This window comes from Nocardia sp. CA-129566, from assembly GCF_050956075.1.
Lineage (GTDB): Bacteria > Actinomycetota > Actinomycetes > Mycobacteriales > Mycobacteriaceae > Nocardia.
Genome location: NZ_CP192085.1, coordinates 6,161,111 through 6,181,755, shown reverse-complemented (window position 1 = coordinate 6,181,755; position 20,645 = coordinate 6,161,111). Strand labels below are relative to the sequence as shown.

Sequence of the window (20,645 nt, the reverse complement as noted above, 5' to 3'; positions counted from 1 at the left end):
AACCCGGCGTAGTGGCTTCGGCCGCGACGCCGGGACAGCGCTGCGCCGCACGCAGATACCGCGCAGCACAGAGCTGCTAGCGGAATCGGTCCCGCGGTGAGCCGGCAGCGGCCGCTGATGTCCGTCGGCGAAGGGGCGATTGTCCCGGTTCGATGTCGCCGCATGTGGCTGGCGTGAGTCAGGGTCGCATGGTTCGATCGGAACATGACCGATGACACCGAAGTCCCGCGCATCGTCAGTGCCCGTCGCGATATTGCCGCCGGAGTGGAGCAGATCTTCGAGTTGATCGCCGATCCGTCGCAACAGCCGCGCTGGGATGGCAATGACAACCTGGCGCAGGCAGCGGCGGGGCAGCGCGTGCGCGAGGTGGGCGCGATGTTTCTGATGACGACCACCAAGGGGTCGGTTCGGGAGAACCATGTGGTGGAGTTCGAAGAGGGACGTCGTATCGCCTGGCTGCCCTCGGAACCGGAGCAGCAGCCACCGGGGCACCTGTGGCGCTGGGAGCTCGAACCGCTGGATCCGGCACATACCCGGGTCACGCACACCTACGACTGGTCGCGTTTGACCGACGAGAATCGGTTCCCCCGTGCTCGGGCGACCACCGCTGACAAACTGCAGGTCTCGCTCGACCGGCTCGCCGAGCTCGCTGAGAGCTAGGCCGGTAAAGCCCTGGTGCGGGCGATCATTCGCGAGCCGTGCCGGGACGCTGCGTCAGATCAGCTCGGCCACGGTGGCGTGGGATCCTTTGGTGTGCAGTGAACTCAGGGCCGCGGTATAGGCATCGACGAAGCGTGGCTCATCGATCAGGTCGCCGAATATCGAGCGATCGGTGAGGAATGCGGTGGGATCGTCGCGCTGGCGACGGGCCAGGGGTACCAGGCGTTCGCGCAGCGCGTCGACCACCTCGATCGGCGCACCGTCTTCGTCGACCCCCTCGGCGTAGCGTGCCCAGCTCGCCACCACCGTTGCGGCACAGGTGATCTCGCCGCCCGTGGCGAGCTGCCGACGGACCACCGGCAGCAGCCACTTGGGGATCCGGTCCGAGGATTCGGCGCACAGCCTGGCGATGGTGTCGCCGATCGCGGGGTTGGCGAAGCGCTCGATCAGGGTGTGCTTGTATCGATCCAGGTCGACCCCGGGCACCGGGTGCAGGGTCGGCGTCGCTTCGCGGTCCATGTAGCGCATCAGGAATCGCTGGAAGACCGGATCCTGCGCCGCCTCGTGGACGAGCCGGTAGCCGCTCAGATATCCGAGATAGGCCAGCGCCTGGTGGCTCGCGTTCAGCAGACGCAGTTTCATCAGCTCATAGGGTGCGACGTCGCTGACGAATTGCACGCCGACCTCGTCGAGCGCCGGTCGGCCGAGTGAGAACGAATCCTCGATCACCCACTGGGTGAACGGTTCGGTCACCACCGGCCAGCGATCGGTCACCCCGTGGCGCCGTGCGAGTTCCGCCGATGTCCCCGGCGGGGTGACCGGGGTGATGCGGTCCACCATCGAATTCGGGAATCGCACCGCGCGCTCGACCCAGTCGCCCAGTTCGGGATCGCGCAGCCGTGCGAAGGCGGCGAATGTGCGGCGCGCGACGTGGCCGTTGCCTTCGATATTGTCACAGGACAGCACAGTGAACGGTGCGATGCCGCGAGCGCGACGCCGCCTCAGCCCCTCGGTGATGAGACTGAATGCGGTGGCGGGCAACGTATTCGGGATGAGATCGGCGCGGATCTCCGGATTGTCGGCGATGAATTCGCCGGTGGTCGCGGCGAAGTTGTAGCCGCCCTCGGTAATGGTGAGCGAGACGATACGGGTCGCCGGGGCGGCCAGTTTCTCGATGACGGCCTCGGGGTCGTCCGGGGCATAGAGATATTCGATGATGGAGCCGACCACGCGGGTCGTCCGGCTGCCGTCGGCTGCGACGACCGACAGTGTGTACAGGCCGTCCTGTGCCGCGAGCACATCGCGCATGCGCCGATCTTCCTGCCGCACCCCGACCCCGCAGATTCCCCAGTCGCGCGCTCCGCCGCGCCGCAGCAACTCGTCGAGATAGCTCGCCTGATGCGCCCGATGGAATCCGCCGACGCCGAAATGTATTACGCCGCAGATGATTCGGGAGCGGTCGTAATTCGGTGCCGACAGCTCGGCAGGTAGGTCGCCGACGGTCGCGGCACGCAATGGGATGGATGTGGCCTCGCTCATGACAACCCCTCGACTGTTGTGTACGTCACATTACGATGGTAACCTCTGTGAGCAATAGATCACTTGCTGAGCAGATGATCAGCGTCAATGAGGAGCTCGCGTGTCCACCGAACCATCCCGGCCCGGCACGGCGGACGATGTCCGGCTCGCATTGCGGGCCGCGCAGCTCTATCACCTGGAGGGTGCGACGCAGGCCGAAATCGCGGCCAAGCTTGGTGTTTCGCGGCCGACCGCCGGGCGGCTCATCGCCCGTGCGCGAGCGCAGGGACTGGTGCGCATCGAAATCAGCGTCCCCGACGACCTGCGCTCATCCGTACACACCGATATAGAAAGCGAGATCGAGGCGGCCTTCGGGCTCACCGAGGCGGTGGTGCTCGGGGATATTCCGGACGGCTCGCCCTCGGGTCTGCAGCCCCTGGCCCGCGCCGCGGTCGGCGTGCTGACCCGTCGGCTGCAGCCGACGCATACGCTCGGATTCACCTGGGGTCCGGAGACGATCGCCGTCGCGCACGAATTGCGCACCAAATCCGCGCATTGCGCGCGCGTCGTCCAGCTCGACGGGTCGATGACGTCATTCGACTACCAGACCGGCGTGGACTACACGCTGGGCCGATGTGCGATGCAACTGCAGGCGACGCCGGTTCGCCTGCACGCGCCGCTGTACGCCGATCCGGCGACGGTCACCGCGCTGGAACAGGATTCGGTGCTCGGGCGCGCGATGGCGCTCGGCCGCACCGCCGATGTGATGATGTTCGGCGTCGGCGCGGTCTCCACCGCCACCACCCTGTTCGAGGGCAGCTATCTCGACACCGCGATCCTCGACGAACTGCGCGGGCTCGGCGCGGTCGGCGAGATCGGCGGCCGGTTTTTCCACGCCGATGGCAGCGATATCGCGGGATCGCTTGCGCAGCGGACGGTTTCGGTCGGTCTCGACGCCATCCGGCGATGCCCCGCCACGGTGCTGATCTCCGGTGGACCGGTGAAGCACGAAGCCGTTCTCGGTGCGCTGCGCGGCGGGCTGGCCAAGATCCTCGTCACCGACATCGAGTGCGCGCGGTGGCTGTTGGAAAGGAAGGAGGGCCTGGCCGATGCCTAGACCGAGCCCTGTCAGCAGGCGATTCACGAAATCCGCAGTGGCGCTGGTTGTTACCGCCCTACTCGGGGTGTCCGGTTGTGCGGGGGCCGGTTCGTTCACCTCCGGCGGCCGGGACACCGTCACCATCGCCATGGTCTCCAATTCGCAGATGCGCGATGCCATCGCGCTCTCTGGTGAGTTCGAGCGCGAAAATCCGGGCACCACATTGAAATTCGTCTCCCTGTCGGAGAACGAGGCCCGCGCCAAGATCACCGCATCGGTTGCGACGGGCGGCGGCGAATTCGACGTCGTCATGATCAGCAATTACGAGACGCCGCAGTGGGCCGCGAACGGGTGGTTGATCGATCTGTCGAGCTACGCGCGCCGGACTCCGGGTTACGACGAACAGGATTTCATTCCGTCGCTGCGAAAGTCGCTGTCCTACAACGGCGATATGTACTCGGTGCCATTCTACGGCGAATCGTCGTTCCTGATGTACCGCAAGGATCTGTTCGAGCAGGCCGGGCTGACCATGCCCGCCGAACCGACCTGGGATCAGGTCGCGCAGGCCGCGGCGAAACTCGACGATCCGGCCAACGGTCGCTCCGGCATCTGCTTGCGCGGCAAACCGGGCTGGGGAGAATCGCTCGCCCCGCTGAACACGGTCATCAACACCTTCGGCGGCCGCTGGTTCGACGAGCACTGGCACGCCCAGCTGACCAGCCCGGAGGTGGTCGCGGCCGTCGAGTTCTATATCGGCCTGGTCCGCGCGCACGGCGAACCCGGTGCGGCCACCAGTGGATTCGGTGAATGCGCGACACAGCTGTCCCAGGGCAATACCGCGATGTGGTACGACGCGACCTCGGCCGTCGGTGTGCTCGAGGATCCGGCGTCGAGCAAGGTGGTCGGCAAGATCGGCTACGTGCTCGCGCCGACGGTGCGCAAACCCGATTCCGGTTGGCTCTATACCTGGTCGCTCGGCATTCCGAAATCCAGCGACAAACCCGACGCCGCCTGGAAATTCATCTCCTGGATGACCGGAAAACCCTATATCCAGATGGTCGGCCAGCGGCTCGGCTGGTCACATGTGCCACCCGGCAGTCGACAATCCACCTACGAGATTCCCGAGTACAAGGCGGCTTCGAAGGCCTATGGTCCGCTGACACTGGCCGCGATGTCGGGTGTCGATCCGGAACATCCCACCGTGCAACCGGTTCCGTACACCGGCATCCAGTTCATCACCATTCCGGAGTTCCAGGATCTGGGAACCCGGGTGAGCCAGCAGATCAGCGCCGCGGTCGCGGGCCGGATCAGCGTGCGCGCCGCGCTCGACCAAGCACAGCAGTATGCCGAGACCGTCGGCAGGTCGTATCGAGGGAATCAGTAGTCATGTCCGAAACAATCACTGCCCCTGCGGTATCGCCGCCCGCCGGATCCCCGCCCGTCGCCGAGCTATCGCATCGGTTCTCGCGCGCCGAGGCCTGGCGACGGCGCGGACCGTTACTGCCCGCGCTGATCTTCATGATCGTCGTTACCCAGGTGCCGTTCGTCTTCACGCTGTACTACTCGACGCAGTCCTGGAATCTGGTCCGGCCCGGATCCCGGCACTTCACCGGATTGCAGAACTACGCGGATGTGTTCCGCGACAGTCAGTTTCGCCAAGTCGCGCTCAATACCGTGATCCTGATCGTCGGTACCGTCATCATCTCGGTGGTGCTGGGGTTGCTGCTGGCATTGCTACTGGATCGGGCCTTTTTCGGCCGCGGTGTGGTGCGCACCCTGCTGATCACCCCGTTCCTCGTGACACCCGTTGCGGCGGCGCTGATCTGGAAGACGACGATGCTCGATCCGGTCTTCGGGCTGGTCAATTTCGTATTGAAACCCTTCGGCGCCGATCAGACCGATTGGGTGAGCAAATATCCGCTGCCCGCGGTGATGGCGGATCTGGTCTGGCAGTGGACGCCGTTCATGATGCTGCTGATCCTGGCCGGGCTGCAATCGATGCCCCGCGACATCGTCGAGGCGGCCAGGGTCGACGGCGCCAGTTCCTTCGCGGTGTTCCGGGAACTCACGCTGCCGCATCTGCGCCGGTTCATCGAACTCGGTGCGGTGCTGGGTGCGATCTATCTGGTCAACACCTTCGACTCGGTGTACATGATGACCTCGGGCGGACCCGGCATCGCCAGTTCCAATCTGCCGTTCTATATCTACCAGCGCGCATTCCTCGGCTTCGATATCGGCCAGGCCGCCGCGATGGGTGTGGTCACCGTGATCGCCACCACTGTGATCGCCACCTTCGCGCTGCGACTGCTGTTCAAGACATTCACCGGGAAGGAGGCGGCGGCATGAACGCGCGCAAACGGTCCGGCCTGATCTGGGGTGTGCTCGCCTGGGTGGTCGGTATCGGCATGTTCTTCCCGGTGCTGTGGATGGTGCTGACGGCGTTCAAACAGGAGGGCGACGCCTATACCGACCCGCCGAAGCTGTTGTTCACCCCCACGCTGGACCAGTTCTCCGCCGTACTCGACAGCGGCATCGGCACCAGCCTGTTGAACTCCACCTTCGCGACCGTGGTGTCCACGGCCCTGGTTCTGGCACTGGGCATTCCGGCCGCCTTCGCACTGTCGCTGCGGCCGGTGCGCAAGACCCGCGACGCACTGTTCTTCTTCATCGGCACCAAGATGCTGCCGGTCGTCGCGGCGATCGTGCCGCTGTATGTGATCGTCGGCGATATCGGACTGCTCGATAATATCTGGGCGCTCGTCATCCTCTATACCGCGATGAATCTGCCGATCGCGGTGTGGATGATGCGCTCGTTCTTCCTGGAGGTGCCCGGCGAACTGCTCGAGGCCGCGAGCATGGACGGCGCCAGCCTGGTGACCTCGATGCGCGAGGTGATCTTGCCGCTGGTCGCCCCCGGTATCGCGGCCACCGCGCTGATCTGCGTCATCTTCTCCTGGAACGAATTCTTCTTCGCCGTGAATCTCACCGCGGTGCAGGCCCAGACCATGCCGGTGTTCCTGGTCGGATTCATCACCGGTGAGGGCCTGTACTGGGCGCGGTTGTCCGCGGCCGCCGTACTCGCCGCGCTGCCCGTCGTACTCGCCGGTTGGCTCGCGCAGAACAAGCTGGTGCGCGGGCTGTCCTTCGGCGCCATCAAGTAAGGAAAAGTCAATGGCCACAATCCGTTACGACTCGGCATCCTGCGTGTACCCGGGCGCCGACACGCTTGCGGTCGATGCGCTGGACCTGGCTATCGCCGACGGCGAATTCATTGTCCTGGTCGGACCTTCGGGCTCGGGCAAGTCGACCGCCCTGCGCATGCTCGCCGGACTGGAGGAGATCGACGCCGGATCGATCCGCATCGACGGCGCCGATATGGTGGGTGTGCCGTCGAAGGACCGCGATATCGCCATGGTGTTCCAGAACTATGCGCTCTACCCGAACAAGACCGTCGGGGAGAATATGGGTTTCGCGCTGAAGATGATGAAGGTGCCGTTGGCCGAACGCAAGAAGCGCGTCGCCGATGCCGCCGAATTGCTGGGCCTGACACCATATCTCGATCGCAAGCCCGCCAAACTGTCCGGCGGACAACGTCAGCGGGTCGCGATGGGCCGCGCCATTGTGCGCGAGCCGCGGGTATTCTGCATGGACGAGCCGCTGAGCAACCTCGACGCCAAGCTGCGTGTACAGACCCGCACCCAGATCGCCGCCCTCCAGCGCCGCCTGGGCACCACCACCGTCTACGTCACCCACGACCAGGTCGAGGCCATGACCATGGGCGATCGCGTCGCGGTGCTGCGCGATGGCAAGCTGCAGCAGTTCAGCACTCCGGCCGAACTCTACGATCGGCCCGCCAATGCGTTCGTCGCCGGATTCATCGGCTCGCCATCGATGAATCTGTGCACGGTGCCGGTCGTGGCAGACGGTGTCCGGGTCGCCGACACCACCATCGAATTGCCGCGCACGCGACTGGCCCGTCTCGCCGAGGCCGGGCTCGACACCGTGACCATCGGCATCCGGCCCGAGCAGCTCGAACTGCGCCGTGACGGAACCGGTTTCGGCGTCACCGTCGAGCTGATCGAGGAGCTCGGCAGCGAATCCTATGTCTACGCCCGAGTCCCCGACTCCCCGCTCACCGGTCTCGACAGTGAGCAGCTCACCTTCGTGGCGCGCTCCGCCGAGCGGGCGCCCGCCGCGTTGGGCGCATCGGTGACGATGCGGGTGCGCGACACCGCCTCGGTGCACCTGTTCCACCCCGTGCGCGGAACCCGGATCGCGGATTGAGGCGTTGTTCGCCGACGAGTAGCCCGATCGCGGTGGCCGAATGTTTCGGCGCAATGACATTCGGCGCTCCGGATCGCGTGCGCCGCCGGGAGTTGCGTCACCATCTCCGACGAGCTCGCGCACAATCGTGGCGACGGGAATATCCTCGAAGTAACTGGTTGATTGTTGTATCGAGGTCGTCGTGGCGCACATCGATCCGCTTTTCACGCAACGCGACCTGACCTCAGGGTTCGCTGCGGAATTGGACGCTGCCGGGTTCACCGATGCCGTCGAGATCGGACGCGGCGGTTTCGGGGTGGTGTACCGCTGCGCCCAGCCCGCCCTCGATCGCACGGTGGCCATCAAGGTACTCACCGCCGATCTGGAGTCGGAGAATCTGGAACGATTCGTCCGCGAACAGCTCGCCATGGGCAAACTCTCCGGACATCCCAATATTGTCAGCGTCTTCGAGGTGGGCTCCACCGCGACCGGACGGCCCTACATCGTGATGCCCTATCACTCGCACGGTTCGCTGGACGCCCGCATTCAGGAGCACGGCCCGGTCGGCTGGCAGCAGGCGCTGCATATCGGGGTGAAGATCGCGGGTGCGCTGGAAACCGCGCATCGGCGCGGCTTGCTGCACCGCGATGTGAAGCCCGGAAATATCCTGCTGACCGAATACGGTGAGCCGCAGTTGGCCGATTTCGGCATTGCCCGGCTGGTCGGTGGCTTCGAGACGACCGCGGGCACCATCACCGGTTCACCTGCCTTCACCGCACCCGAGGTGCTGCAGGGGCATGTCCCGGATGTGACCGCCGACATCTACAGCCTGGCCTCGACCCTGTTCTGCGCGAGCACCGGCCACGCGGTCTTCGAACGGCGCAGCGGCGAACAGTTGGTCGCGCAGTTCCTGCGCATCACCAAGCATCCGATTCCGAACCTCGGCGATGCGGGTCTGCCCGCCGATGTGACCGCCGCGATCGAAGCCGCGATGTCCCGCGAACGCGACGAACGGCCCACCAGCGCAGCCGAATTCGGTGAACAACTGCGCGAGATCCAGGAGCGGCACGGTCTGCCGCTCGACGAGATGCCGATCCCGCTGCCCGCCCCCGAACCCGTCGGACACCGCCCGACACCCACACCGCCCGCGACCGGTCGCCGCCGCACTTCCGGAATGCGCACGACCATCACTCCGCCCGTGCCGGCCACGCGATTGCGGCCACCGGTGGCCAACCGCCCGCTGGTCGACCGGCAGCGGCTCATCGCACTGCTGCAGCTGGGACGCAACCGCAGACTCGCGGTCATCCACGGCCCCACCGGATTCGGCAAGACCACCCTCGCCGCGCAATGGTGCCAGGCGCTGAGCGCCGAAGATGTGGCGGTGGCGTGGCTGACCGTCGACAATGACGACAACAACGTGGTCTGGTTCCTGTCCCACCTGATCGAGGCCATTCGCGCCGAACGGCCGTCGCTGGCGCGCGAACTCGGCGAACTGCTCGAAGAGCACGGCGACGAATGCGAGCGCTACGTGCTGACCTCGCTGATCAACGATATCGACCGGCGCGGTGAACAACTCGTCGTCGTCATCGACGACTGGCACCGCGCCACCGATCCCGCGACCGCCCGCGCGCTGCGCTATCTGATCGAGGGCTGCAGTCCGACACTGCATGTGGTGATCACCAGCCGCAGCCAGACCGGGCTGCCGATGAGTTCGATGCGGGCCCGCGACGAGCTGGTCGAAATCGGTCCTGACGCACTGCGTTTCGATGTCGAGGAGGCGTACACGTTCCTGGTGGAGCTGGGCGGGTTGGAGCTGGATCGCGGTGATGTCGAGGATCTCACCGAATCCACCGAGGGCTGGGTGGCGGCACTGCAGTTGGCGGCACTGTCGTTGCGCGGCAGCGATGATCCCGGCGAGCTGATCGGCCATCTGACCGGACGCCACCACGCCATCAGCGAATTCCTGGTCGAGAATGTCCTGGACACCCTGGAACCCGGCATGCTCGACTTCATGGTGGCGACCTCGATCACACCGCGGATCTGCGGCGAACTCGCCTCGGTGCTCACCGGCGTAGCGGATGGGCAGGCCATGCTGGAGCAGATCGAAGTCCAGGATCTGTTTCTGCGCAAGCTCGATGACGGCAATTGGTTCCGGTACCACCACCTGTTCCAGGATTTCCTGCAGCAGCGGCTGGAACGCGATCGGCCCGAACGGATCACCGAACTGCACCGGACGGCCTCGCGGTGGTTGGCCGAGCATCGGCATGTCAGCGAGGCGGTCGATCACGCCTTGCTCGCCGAGGATGAGCAGCGGGCCATCGAGATCGTCGAACGCGATGGTATGTCGCTGCTCGAGTACGGACAGTTCGCCACCCTCATCGGTCTGGTCAACAAACTGCCCGCCAGAATCATCGAAACCCATCCCCGGCTGCAATTGGATCTGGCGTGGGCGAATATTCTGCTGCACCGTGCCGGTCCGGCCGAACGCGCACTGCGGCTGGCCGAATCGAATGTGGACAGCGGTGAACTCGACGAGGAGACAGCGGCGCGACTGCGTGCCGAGGCCGGTGTGGTGCGTGCGGTGGTGCAGGTGCGCGCGGATGTGCTCGCCGGTATCGACGATATGTTGGCCCCCTGCTTCTTCCGTGCCGAAGAACTGTCACCGTATGTGGTGGCGATCGCGGCGAATGTCGCGACCTTCGCCGCTGGCTATCGCTACGACTTCGACGAGGCGTTGCGCATTCAGGAGTGGTCCGCGCCGTATATGCGGCAGAACAAGGGTTTCTACAACAACGTCAACGGATTGTGCTTTCTCGGACTCGCCGCGAGCCTGCAACTCGATATCACCAGGGCGGAGCAGTACTTCCGCAGGGCGATGAAGGTGGCCAAACAATCCGGCGGCAGTCACTCCTACGGCGCGCGGCTGGCCGGCTCCCTGCTGGGCGAATTGCTGTATGAGCGTGGGGAAGTCGCGGAGGCGGAACGGTTACTCGATGAGGGGTACAAACTGGGTCCCGAGGCGGGCGTTGTCGATTTCAAGTTGGCGCGCTACGTCGTCGGGGCCCGCATCAAAGCGTTGCGGGGGGATCGCGCGGCCGCCATTCGCAGGTTGAACGAGGGTGCCCGCGTCGCCCGTGCGATGTCGTTGCCGCGACTGGGTGCCGAGGTGGAGAACGAGCGGCTGCGGCTGGGCCTGCCGCCGCATCCGGAATTCGGCCCGCTACCCGTTGTCGACTATGGCAGTCGCCGCGAGCCGGTGGACCCGATCGACGAATTCACCGTACTGTACGAGGAATTCACCGCGATCCGGCTGCTGCTCACCGCGGCATCGCCGGAAAAGACCGAACTCGCGTGCACCTGGGCGCGGGAATGGGTCGACCTGCTCGAATCGGTCGAGCGTCCGAGGGAACTGCTGAAGGCGCGTCGATTGTTGATCGCCTGCCTGGCCGCCGCGAACCGCACCGATGCGGCCAAGACCCTGCTGGTGACGGTGGCCGCCCAGTGTGCCGAACTCGGATCGGTCCGCTATCTGCTCGACGGGGGCCCAAATGTCGTGGCCACGATCGCCGCGGTGCACGAGGACCAGCTCGCTGGCCGCTGGCGTCCCGAATGGCCGGAGGTACCGAGCGAATTCCTGCTCGCGTTGGTCAATGCCCATGCGGCCCAGACAATCTGACGCGACAATCATCGGCTCGATTACTCGCTCATGGGGACGCGGGTCGCGGCGAGCAGATCGGTGACCCGATGGGCGGGCATCGGGCGGTGGAACAGCCAGCCCTGTGCGGTATCGCAGCCGAGCGCGGTCAGCCGGTCGGCCTGATACCGCGTTTCGACACATTCGGCGGTCAAGGTGTAGCCGAGGGCGTGGGTGAGTTCGATGATCGATTCGAGTACGAGCAGATCGGTGGCGCCGGGGGATTCGGGGGTGCGGATGCAGCGGATGAACGGGCCGGCGAGTTTGACGACATCGAGTGGGAGTTGGCCGAGGTAGGCGAGATTGGAGTAACCGGTGCCGAAATCGTCTATGGCGATATGGATTCCGGCTTCGGCGAGGGTGCGCAGTGCCTGCAGCGGCCGACCGGTGGTGTGCATGAACGCGCGCTCGGTCAGTTCCAGTTGTAGTCGATCCGGCGCTATCCCGGTCTCGGCGATGACCCGCTGCACCCGCTCCAGCCAGGTCGGATCGGCCACCTCGGCGGCGGAGACATTGACGCTGACGATCGGCGTGTGCTCATGAAAGCGGGTGTGCCAGTCGCGGCTGTCGCGACACGCGCGCTCGAGTACCTGCGCGCCGAGCGCGCCGATATGGCCGTTGTCCTCGGCGAGGTCGACGAACTGCGCGGGGGCGAGCACGCCCAGTTCGGGATGTCGCCAGCGCACCAGGGCCTCGACCGCCACCATCCGCTGGTCGGCCAGGGCGACGATGGGCTGGTAATCGAGGAAGAGTTCGTCGCGCACCAGGGCGGCGGGCATGGCGGCCGAGAGTTCGGCGCGGGTGTGCTCGCGGCGGCCGCGGTCGGCGTCGAAGACCGCGTACCGCCCGCGGCCCGCGGCCTTGGCCCAGTACATCGTGGTGTCGGCAGCCTGCAGGAGTTCATCGGCGCTGCGGTGGTCGGCACGTCCGGCCATTACCCCGACGCTCGCGCTGACGTTCAGGTGGTGGCCCTCGATATCGAACGGCTTGGCAAAGGCGTCGAGCATGGTCTGCGCGACCTCGGCCGTCCCGTCGGAGGCGTTGGCCTGGGGGACCAGGATGACGAATTCATCGCCGCCCATGCGGGCGACGAGTTGGCCGGGCAGGGCCCGGGCGCGCAGGCGGGCCGCGGCCTGGATGAGCAGTTCGTCGCCGACCGCGTGTCCGAAGGTGTCGTTGACGAGTTTGAAATGGTCGAGGTCGATGTAGCAGAGGCCGAAGGTGGCGGCGGGATCGGCGAAGGCGGCGGTGAGCGCGTCGATGAACTTCGATCGGTTCGGCAGACCGGTCAGCTGGTCGTGGTGGGCGCGGTAGTGCAGGCGTTCGCGCAGTGCGTGCCATTCGGAGATGTCTTCCACCAGCACGAGCGTGTACTGCGGCCGACCGCGTTCGTCGCGGATGAGCGAGACATTGAGATTGGTCCACACCGTCCTGCCGTCGCGATGCCGGTAGGCCTTCTCGACCTGCACGTTATCGTGTTCGCCGCGCAGCAGTGCCAGATAGAGCTCCCACATATCCGGATCGTCTTCCGGATGCGTCAGATCGGTGACCGCGAGCTCGTACATCTGCTCGGGTTCGTAGCCGAGCATGCTGGCGAACGCGGTATTGACCTCGAGGATCCGGCCGCTCATATCCGAGAGCCCGGTGCCGATCCCGGCCTGGGTGAATACCGCCCGCAGCCGCGCGTCACTGGCGCGCAACTGTTCGGTGACGGCGCGCCGAGCGGCGATCTCGGCGGTGCGCACGCTCTCCTGTTCGGCCAGTAGCCAGGCCCGGAATGCGCGGATATATCCGTTCGCGAAGGCCCCGAGCAACTGCGCCAATCGCTCGGCGGCGATGGTGCCCGCCTCGGTGAAATAGGCGCTCAGCACGGCGAGGCTGCGTCCGAGCACCTCGTCGCCGACGAAATGCGACCGGGCCAGCTCGGCCCCCAGTTCGGCGACCTGATCGGTTGGTTCGTCGGGTTCGGCGGCGTTTTCGAAACCCCGGGCCAGCCGGGTCAACAACATACGCGCCTCGGCCGCACTCATCGGCACCACGTGATCGCGGGCACCATCACTGAGCGCGGCCGTCCAGCGGGCGGTCAGATCGGCGCTCGGGCCGTCTCCTGAACCAGGCCCCGCTTCCCAACCCATGGCGCCCGATCTTACCGGCCGGGGAGCACACGTGAAGCCCGGCGGTGTGCCGATGGCCGGTATACGATGGCGGCGAATCGCTGGTGGGCGGGCGACCGAAATATGGGCGGTACGAGAGGTTTTCATGACCAGACCGAGTTGGGCTCCCGAGGGTATCGATCTGGATCGGCCGAGCGCGTCGCGGGTCTACGACTACTTCGTCGGCGGTATGCACAATTTCGAGATCGATCGGCAGTTGGCGCGCCAGATCGAGGCGTTCACGCCGAATGTCGCCGAGACCATGCGGGCGAATCGGGATCTGCTGCGCCGGTGCGTGCGCTTCCTCGTCGACGCCGGGATCAACCAGTTCCTCGATATCGGATCCGGGATTCCGACGGTCGGCAATGTGCACGAGGTCGCGCAGTGGCGAGACCCGTCGGCGCGGGTGGTCTATGTCGATATCGACCCGGTCGCGGTCGCGCACAGTAGCGCCATTCTCGACGGCGATCCGCGCACCGCGGTCATCCAGGCCGATGTCGGCCAGCCCGATGTCATCCTGGCCGATCCGCAGGTGCGCAAGCTGATCGACTTCGACGAGCCGCTCGCGGTACTGCTGCTCGGTGTCCTGCACTTCGTCGGCGACGATGCCGATCCGCGGGGTTGTGTGGCCGCGCTGCGGGATGCGGTCGCAGCCGGCAGCTATCTGGCGATCACCCATGCCACCTCCGATGGACAACCCACCGAGGTGCTGGAGGCGCAGAAACTCTCCGGCCGCACCTCGACCGAAATCGTGCTGCGCGCCAAGGACGAGATCGCCGCATACTTCGACGGCTGGTCGCTGGTGGAACCCGGTCTGGTGCAGCTGCCGCTGTGGCGGCCCGACAATCCCGACGATATCGATGACGCGCCCGAGCAATCCGGCGCCTACGGTGGTGTCGCCCGCAAGAACTCAGTCCAGGCAGCGCCGTAGCGCCGCAACGCAATGCCGCCCACAGGGCCAGATGGCCGCCCGCCGAATGTCCGATGTACGCGATGCGGTCCTGGTCGATACGGTCCGGACGGGCATCCTCGACCGATCCGGGCAGTTCATCGAGCGCACGCGCGACATCGTCGAATGTGCCCGGCCAGCCGCCGCCATCGCCGACGCGGCGGTATTCGATACTCGCGACCACATATCCGAGCGCGGCGAGCGCCTCCGCCTCCGGGCGGGCATGCTTGCGGTCGATGGCCGCACGCCAGAATCCGCCGTGCAGAACGAATACCAGGGGTGCCGGATTGTTCGTGGTGGGCAGGTACAGGTCGGCCAGCTGGTCGGGGTGGGAGCCATAGGCGATGGTGGCGTCGATGGTCATGGGTCCATCAAACGCCGCGGCGGCCGGGGCTACAGGCCGAAGGCGATGGCGCGCAGCACCAGCGCAACGATGAAGACCACGGTGAAGGCCAGATCGATCGACAGCCCACCCAGGCGGATCGGTTGCAGATACCGGCGGACCGGCGCAATCACCGGTTCGGTCCAGGTGTGGGTCAGGTCGCGGGCACGGTTCACCCAGCTGGGGTGGTTGCCATTGGCCAGTACCCCGATCCAATCGAATACCAGCCGGGCGAGTAGCAGCAGGACGAATAGCGTCAGGGCTAACCCGAGCAAAGTTCCGATAAAGTGCATGTCGAACTCCTTCATGGTTGGCCAGCTATCAGTATCAACGTGTGAGACCGACTGGGAAGTGTCCCAATTCGTCGGGTTCTCAGCCGACTATCAGGTCGGTTAGCCTGTCCCGATGCGCCGATCGCTCCGATATCTGCCGATAGCCGTCTTGTTGATCGTGAGCTGGCTGCTCGCCACCGGGCCCATCGCGACGGCGCAGGACGCGTCCCGGTTGTTCACCGTGCAACAGTCGGGCGTGCTGCGGGTGTGCACCACCGGTGACTACCCGCCTTACACCCTGCGCGAAGACGACGGCACCTATCGCGGCGTCGACATCACACTCGCCACCGACCTCGCCGCCACCCTTCATGTTGTCCCGCAATGGATTCCGACCACCTGGTCCACCCTGACCGACGATTTCCTCGCGCACTGCGATATCGCCGTCGGCGGCATCTCCGATACCGCGGCCCGCCGCCGGGTCGCCGATTTCTCCATTGCCACATCCATCGACGGCAAGACTCCGGTCACCCGGCGCGCCGATGCCGATTCCTACGCGACCATCGAGCAGATCAACCGTCCCGAGGTCCGGGTGATCGTCAATCGCGGCGGCACCAACGAGGCCTTCGCCCGTGCCAATTTCCCCGCGGCCCAACTCACCATCTGGCCCGATAACCTCACCATTTACGACCAGATCGAACAGCGCAACGCCGATGTATTCGTGACCGATTCGGTCGAGGGGCGCTATCGCCAGCGCACCCACACCACCCTCCAGGTCCTGCACCCCGACGCCCCCTTCGACTCGGCCCCGAAGGCGTACCTCCTGCCGCAGGGCGACACCCTCTTCAACGCCGTCGTCAACACCTGGCTCGAGTCCGAAATCCGCAGTGGCAGAAGCAATCAGCTGCTGACCGACTGGATCGGCTGATACCGGGCTAGTCGTGCGCCGGCAGCACCGGCCCTCGAGCACGCACCCGCAGCTTCGCACCCTGCGGTCCGAACAGATGCAGGATCTCGACCGTACGGTCATCGGCGGGACCGAACCAGTGCGGCTCGTTGGTGTCGAACTCGGCGACCTCACCCGGGCGCAGCACAATGTCGCTATCGCCGAGGATCAGCCGTAACTCACCCGCGAGCACATAGAGCCATTCGTATCCGGCATGGGTGACGAGCTTCGGTGGTCGCGGTGCAATGACCTGTTTGAAAACCTGCAGGCGGCCGGGATATTGGGTCAGCGGCACGACAATGCTGCCGCTGCGGCGGTGTCGGCGCGGCACTAGATGGACGCGGGGATCGCCGGTGGCCGGTGCGGCGATGAGCTGGTCGAGTGCGACGCGGTGTGCCTTGGCGAGTGGCAGCAGTAGCTCGAGGGTCGGGCGTCGCTTGCCGGATTCGAGGCGAGACAGCGCGGTCACCGAAATGCCGGTCACGGCGGACAGTGCCTCGAGAGTGATGCCGCGATCGCGGCGCAGCGTGCGCAGCCGCGGGCCAATGGCGTCGAGTAGCTGAGCGAGGTCATCATCCATCCGACTATTTTGCGGTTTCCGCAAATTTACTGCCAGTTCGACGATTGCTGCCGCGATCATCGGGTGCCCGATTCCGAATCGTCCACCGGAGATGACCATGCCTATGAACGCGTTACACCAGCCCATCAGTGCGCGCAGGCGGTGGACCGTGCTGGCCGTATGCTGCCTGAGCCTGTTCCTGGTCGGGCTCGATACGACGATCGTCAATATCGCCCTGCCCTCGATCGGATCCGGATTACGCGTGGGGACACGCGATTTGGAGTGGACGGTGGACGCCTACACCCTCATGCTGGCGGGTCTGCTGATCTCGTCGGGGGCGATCGCCGATCGTTTCGGGCGACGACGAGTGTTCCGGTTCGGACTGGTCGTCTTCGGTGTGGCCTCGGCAGCGTGCGCGGTGGCACCGTCCATCGGTGTGCTCATCGCGGCTCGCGTTGTCCAGGGCATCGGTGGTTCGATGCTCAGCCCGGTGGCCCTGGCGATCGTGATCAATGCGATCACCGAGCCCAAGGAACGGGCGCGGGCGATCGGGGTGTGGGCGGCGATCTTCGGCCTGAGCATGGCCGTCGGGCCCACGCTGGGTGGTGCGCTCATCGCGGCTCTCGGGTGGCGATCCGTATTCTGGATCAATGTGCCGGTCGTCCTGGTGGCCTTGGTACTGACCACGGTATTCGTGCCGGAATCTCGTGCGGTGCAGCCGCGTCGGCTCGACGGTCCCGGCCAGGTGCTGCTGATCACCGTTGTCGGCGGGTCGGTGGCGGTGCTCATCGAGGGGCCGCGGCTCGGGTGGGGATCCGGTGCGGCGTTGGTCGGATACAGCTGCGTGGTGGCGGCGACGGTCGGTTTCGTGTGGTCCGAGTCGCGGCGGCACGAGCCGCTGATGGATCTGCACCTGTTTCGGCGGGTCCAGTTCACTGGGGCCGTCGTCGGCGCGGTGGTGCTGTTCGTCGCGTTCAGCGCGACGTTGCTGCTCAATACCCTCTATCTGCAGCATGCGCGAGGCATGAGCGCGGTCGCGGCCGGTGTGGTCACCTTGCCACTGGCAGTTGCCGCCACCGTCTGCGCGCCATTGTCGGGAGTTCTCGTCGGGCGGGTCGGTCCGCGGCTGCCGCTGCTGTTGGCCGGTGGCTTCATCACCGTCGGTGGTCTCTGCCTGGTACGCCTCGATGACCACACCAGTCTTGCGCTACTCCTGCTGGCCTACTTCCTGATCGGTGTCGGCTTCGGCTTCGCGAACGCGCCGATCACCAATACCGCGGTGAGCGGTCTGCCCGCCGACCGGGCGGGTGTCGCGGGCGGGATCACCTCCTCCGCAAGGCAATTCGGTGCGGCACTCGGTATCGCCATCGCCGGCGGCATCGTCACCGGCGTAGCGGATAGCGCGCTCGCGCACGCGTCTCGACAGGGGTGGATTGTTGTCGCGGTGTGTGGGCTGCTCGTCGTTGGTGTCGGGACAGTGTCTGCTCGGCGCGCCGAGGTGCGAACGCCGCCGAAGGTCTCGGTCGCCGGGACATCCGATTGACAGCACATGGTCGAGCTGCCAACGTATCGATGGACATCGGGGTCCTGATTCGGCTCGGTGCCTCGGTGTCGGCGAATCGGAGAGTGCTCGATGGGGTTTTTCCAACCCGACCTGCCCGTGGTCGATATGGCGGAGTGGAGCAAGGGCACTCGCGCCGAACGGATCCGCCCGATGGCCCGGCACTGGGCCGAGGTGGGGTTCGGGACGCCGGTCGTGCTGCACCTGTTCTATGTCGGCAAGATCTGTCTCTATATCCTCGGTGGCTGGCTGATCGCCCTGTGCACCAAGGGGATCGACGGATTCACCAGTGTCGGCGACTGGTGGTCCGAGCCGATCGTCTTCGAAAAGGTGGTGTTGTACACGCTGCTGTTCGAGGTGATCGGGCTCGGTTGCGGCTTCGGTCCGCTGAACAATAGGTACTTTCCGCCGCTGGGATCGATACTGTATTGGTTGCGGCCCAGGACCATTCGGCTTCCGCCGTGGCCGTCGGTGGTTCCGCTGACCAAGGGGACCGGCCGCACTCCGGTCGATATCGTGCTGTACGCGGCATTGCTGGTGCTGACCGCGGTCGCATTGTTCTCCGATGGCACCGGTCCGGTACCGGAATTGGATACGACTGTCGGGCTGCTGCCGGTGTGGCAGATCGCGGCGATTCTCGCTCTACTGGCAGTGATCGGGCTGCGCGATAAGGTGATTTTTCTGGCGGCGCGCGGCGAGGTCTATGCGACGCTGGCGGTCACCTTTCTCTTCGCCGCCGATATGGTCGTCGCGGCGAAGTTGGTCTTCGTGGTGATCTGGATGGGTGCGGCGACCTCGAAGCTGAACAAACACTTTCCGTTCGTGGTCTCGACGATGATGTCGAACAGTCCGGTCTTCCGGCGAAAGTCGCTCAAGCGCAAGTTCTTCGAGAATTTTCCCGATGACCTGCGGCCGGGACGTCTGTCGCGCATCTTCGCCCACGGCGGCACGGCCGTCGAGATGGGCGTTCCGCTGGTGCTGTTGTTCTCCCATGGTGGCTGGTCGACGGCGGTCGCCGCATTCGTCATGGTGTGCTTCCACCTGACGATCCTGACGGCCATTCCGATGGGTGTGCCGCTGGAGTGGAATGTCTTCATGATCTTCGGTGTGCTCGTGTTGTTCGTCGCGCACGCCGATCTCGGTCTCGGCAGTCTGCAGCACCCGGTGCCGGTGCTGCTGCTGTTCCTCGTGATCGCTGGCATCGTGATCGCCGGAAACCTCTTCCCACACCGGATTTCGTTCCTGCCCGGTATGCGCTACTACGCGGGCAACTGGGACACCACGATGTGGTGCATCAAGCCCTCGGCCGCCGAGAAGATCAACAAGGGCATTGTCGCGATCGCCAGCATGCCCCAGGCCCAATTGGAACGGGTCTACGGCAAGGACCGAGCAGCGATCCCGATATTCATGGGCTACGCCTTCCGCGCCATGAACACCCACGGCCGCGCGCTGTTCACCCTGGTCCACCGCGCCATGCCAGCTGGCCGCGAGGACGAATACACCATCACCGACGGCGAACGCATCTGCAGCACCGCGGTCGGGTGGAACTTCGGCGACGGCCATATGCACAATGAACAACTCATCGCCGCCATGCACGAACGCTGCCGCTTCGCCCCCGGCGAAGTCCGCGTCGTTCTCCTCGACGCCCAACCCATCCACAAACAAACCCAGTCATACCGCCTCGTGGACGCCGCCACCGGCGAATTCGAACGCGGCACAGTGAATGTCGCCGATATGGTGACCCGCCAACCTTGGGCCGACGACGTCCCCGTGCACGTCCTGGAGGGCTCCGATGAGCGGTGACCCGCTGGTCTTGTTGCATGGTGTGACGATGTCGGCGCGGGTGTGGGATCCGTTGCTACCGGCGCTGTCCGCGCGGTATCGAGTGCTCGCGCCGACGGCGTTGGGGCATCGTGGTGGGGCGGCGGTGACGCGGCGACCGGCGCGAATCGGCGACTTCGTCGATGAGGTCGAACGGCTGCTGGATGAAAATGGTTGGGGCACAGCACATCTGGTTGGGAATTCGCTCGGCGGATGGACCGCCGTCGAACTTGCTCGGCGCGGCCGGGCCCGCAGCGTCTGTGCGTTCTCACCGGCCGGATTCTGGGAGGCAGGCGGAGCCGGCCATGCGGATTCCTCGGCCACGATCGCGCGCAACGCCACCTTCGCGCGCCTGACTCGACCGCTCGCACCGCTGGGACTACGTCTGCCGCTGGTACGGCGGATGGTGTTCGGTGTCATCGCCGAGCGCGGTGACCGACTCGACCCGGCCGCGGCGGACGGAATCGTCGCGGACCTGCTCGCCTGCACGGTCACCGATGATCTGCTCAACACCGCCGACCAGATCGCCGACTTCGCCCCACTGCCGTGCCCGATCACCGTGGCCTGGTCCCGATCCGACCGAGTATTCCCGCCGGAGGTCAATGGCGCGATCGCCCAGCAGCGCCTCCCTGATGCCACATTCGAGATCCTCCCCAACGTCGGCCACGTCCCCATGATCGACAACCCAGATCTGGTCCTACAAACAATCCTGACCACCACCACCGCCGACCCGAACCCCCAAACCCCCCTGTAACGCCGCCACAGACCCCG

The 20,645-nt window shown here is 65.6% G+C and carries 16 protein-coding genes and 1 pseudogene; 12 read left to right on the top strand and 5 right to left on the bottom strand.

What is annotated here, in order from left to right; all coding sequences use genetic code 11:
- The first annotated feature begins 204 nt into the window (after nucleotides 1-204).
- A complete protein-coding gene (locus ACQP0C_RS26970) occupies nucleotides 205-660 on the top strand; it encodes an SRPBCC family protein (RefSeq protein ID WP_433724318.1) in 456 nt (151 codons plus the stop codon).
- Nucleotides 661-714: 54 nt separating this feature from the next.
- Here the strand turns inward: ACQP0C_RS26970 and ACQP0C_RS26965 are convergent, their stop codons facing one another.
- Nucleotides 715-2,181 carry a mannitol dehydrogenase family protein gene (locus ACQP0C_RS26965; protein WP_433734664.1) on the bottom strand — a complete coding sequence of 489 codons (1,467 nt, stop codon included), beginning with the start codon at nucleotides 2,179-2,181 and terminating at the stop codon, nucleotides 715-717.
- 118 nt (nucleotides 2,182-2,299) lie between these two features.
- Between ACQP0C_RS26965 and ACQP0C_RS26960 the strand changes: the two genes are divergently transcribed.
- The 6 genes from ACQP0C_RS26960 to ACQP0C_RS26935 all read left to right on the top strand — a co-directional run bounded on the left by ACQP0C_RS26960 (nucleotide 2,300) and on the right by ACQP0C_RS26935 (nucleotide 11,216).
- Complete coding sequence (locus ACQP0C_RS26960) at nucleotides 2,300-3,295, top strand: sugar-binding transcriptional regulator (RefSeq protein WP_433724316.1); 996 nt, start codon at nucleotides 2,300-2,302, stop codon at nucleotides 3,293-3,295.
- Nucleotides 3,288-4,661 carry an ABC transporter substrate-binding protein gene (locus ACQP0C_RS26955; protein ID WP_433724314.1) on the top strand — a complete coding sequence of 458 codons (1,374 nt, stop codon included), beginning with the start codon at nucleotides 3,288-3,290 and terminating at the stop codon, nucleotides 4,659-4,661. Before ACQP0C_RS26960 ends, ACQP0C_RS26955 begins: the two co-directional genes overlap by 8 nt.
- 2 nt (nucleotides 4,662-4,663) lie before the next feature.
- Nucleotides 4,664-5,623 (top strand): carbohydrate ABC transporter permease, encoded by a 960-nt coding sequence (locus ACQP0C_RS26950; protein WP_433724312.1) that lies wholly within the window; start codon nucleotides 4,664-4,666, stop codon nucleotides 5,621-5,623.
- Nucleotides 5,620-6,438 carry a carbohydrate ABC transporter permease gene (locus ACQP0C_RS26945; protein ID WP_433724310.1) on the top strand — a complete coding sequence of 273 codons (819 nt, stop codon included), beginning with the start codon at nucleotides 5,620-5,622 and terminating at the stop codon, nucleotides 6,436-6,438. Before ACQP0C_RS26950 ends, ACQP0C_RS26945 begins: the two co-directional genes overlap by 4 nt.
- A gap of 10 nt (nucleotides 6,439-6,448) precedes the next feature.
- Nucleotides 6,449-7,561: an ABC transporter ATP-binding protein gene (locus ACQP0C_RS26940; RefSeq protein WP_433724308.1), complete on the top strand. Its 1,113-nt coding sequence runs from the start codon at nucleotides 6,449-6,451 to the stop codon at nucleotides 7,559-7,561.
- A 181-nt stretch (nucleotides 7,562-7,742) separates the two neighbouring features.
- Nucleotides 7,743-11,216, top strand: a complete 3,474-nt coding sequence (locus tag ACQP0C_RS26935) for a protein kinase domain-containing protein (protein WP_433724306.1) — start codon at nucleotides 7,743-7,745, stop codon at nucleotides 11,214-11,216.
- A gap of 20 nt (nucleotides 11,217-11,236) precedes the next feature.
- Here ACQP0C_RS26935 and ACQP0C_RS26930 read toward each other — a convergent pair whose 3' ends face one another.
- Complete coding sequence (locus tag ACQP0C_RS26930) at nucleotides 11,237-13,369, bottom strand: putative bifunctional diguanylate cyclase/phosphodiesterase (protein WP_433724304.1); 2,133 nt, start codon at nucleotides 13,367-13,369, stop codon at nucleotides 11,237-11,239.
- Nucleotides 13,370-13,493: 124 nt separating this feature from the next.
- Here ACQP0C_RS26930 and ACQP0C_RS26925 point away from each other — a divergent pair, with 124 nt between their 5' ends.
- Nucleotides 13,494-14,318, top strand: coding sequence for an SAM-dependent methyltransferase (locus tag ACQP0C_RS26925; protein WP_433724302.1), 825 nt, complete (start codon nucleotides 13,494-13,496; stop codon nucleotides 14,316-14,318).
- A gap of 10 nt (nucleotides 14,319-14,328) precedes the next feature.
- Here the strand turns inward: ACQP0C_RS26925 and ACQP0C_RS26920 are convergent.
- A pseudogene (locus ACQP0C_RS26920) lies at nucleotides 14,329-14,700 on the bottom strand (alpha/beta hydrolase); the annotation flags it as partial.
- A 29-nt stretch (nucleotides 14,701-14,729) separates the two neighbouring features.
- Nucleotides 14,730-15,011, bottom strand: a complete 282-nt coding sequence (locus ACQP0C_RS26915; protein ID WP_433724300.1) for a YggT family protein — start codon at nucleotides 15,009-15,011, stop codon at nucleotides 14,730-14,732.
- Nucleotides 15,012-15,123: 112 nt separating this feature from the next.
- Here ACQP0C_RS26915 and ACQP0C_RS26910 point away from each other — a divergent pair, with 112 nt between their 5' ends.
- Nucleotides 15,124-15,915: a transporter substrate-binding domain-containing protein gene (locus ACQP0C_RS26910; RefSeq protein ID WP_433724298.1), complete on the top strand. Its 792-nt coding sequence runs from the start codon at nucleotides 15,124-15,126 to the stop codon at nucleotides 15,913-15,915.
- 7 nt (nucleotides 15,916-15,922) lie between these two features.
- Here the strand turns inward: ACQP0C_RS26910 and ACQP0C_RS26905 are convergent, their stop codons facing one another.
- Nucleotides 15,923-16,513: a helix-turn-helix domain-containing protein gene (locus ACQP0C_RS26905; RefSeq protein ID WP_433724294.1), complete on the bottom strand. Its 591-nt coding sequence runs from the start codon at nucleotides 16,511-16,513 to the stop codon at nucleotides 15,923-15,925.
- 103 nt (nucleotides 16,514-16,616) lie between these two features.
- Here ACQP0C_RS26905 and ACQP0C_RS26900 point away from each other — a divergent pair, with 103 nt between their 5' ends.
- From ACQP0C_RS26900 to ACQP0C_RS26890, 3 genes are all read left to right on the top strand, one after another.
- On the top strand, nucleotides 16,617-18,035 hold the full coding sequence (locus ACQP0C_RS26900) for an MFS transporter (RefSeq protein ID WP_433724292.1): 1,419 nt from the start codon (nucleotides 16,617-16,619) through the stop codon (nucleotides 18,033-18,035).
- Nucleotides 18,036-18,125: 90 nt separating this feature from the next.
- On the top strand, nucleotides 18,126-19,856 hold the full coding sequence (locus ACQP0C_RS26895; protein WP_433724291.1) for a DUF3556 domain-containing protein: 1,731 nt from the start codon (nucleotides 18,126-18,128) through the stop codon (nucleotides 19,854-19,856).
- The gene (locus ACQP0C_RS26890; RefSeq protein ID WP_433724289.1) at nucleotides 19,846-20,628 is read left to right on the top strand and encodes an alpha/beta fold hydrolase; all 783 of its coding nucleotides are present in this window, start codon (nucleotides 19,846-19,848) and stop codon (nucleotides 20,626-20,628) included. Before ACQP0C_RS26895 ends, ACQP0C_RS26890 begins: the two co-directional genes overlap by 11 nt.
- Nucleotides 20,629-20,645: the final 17 nt, after the last annotated feature.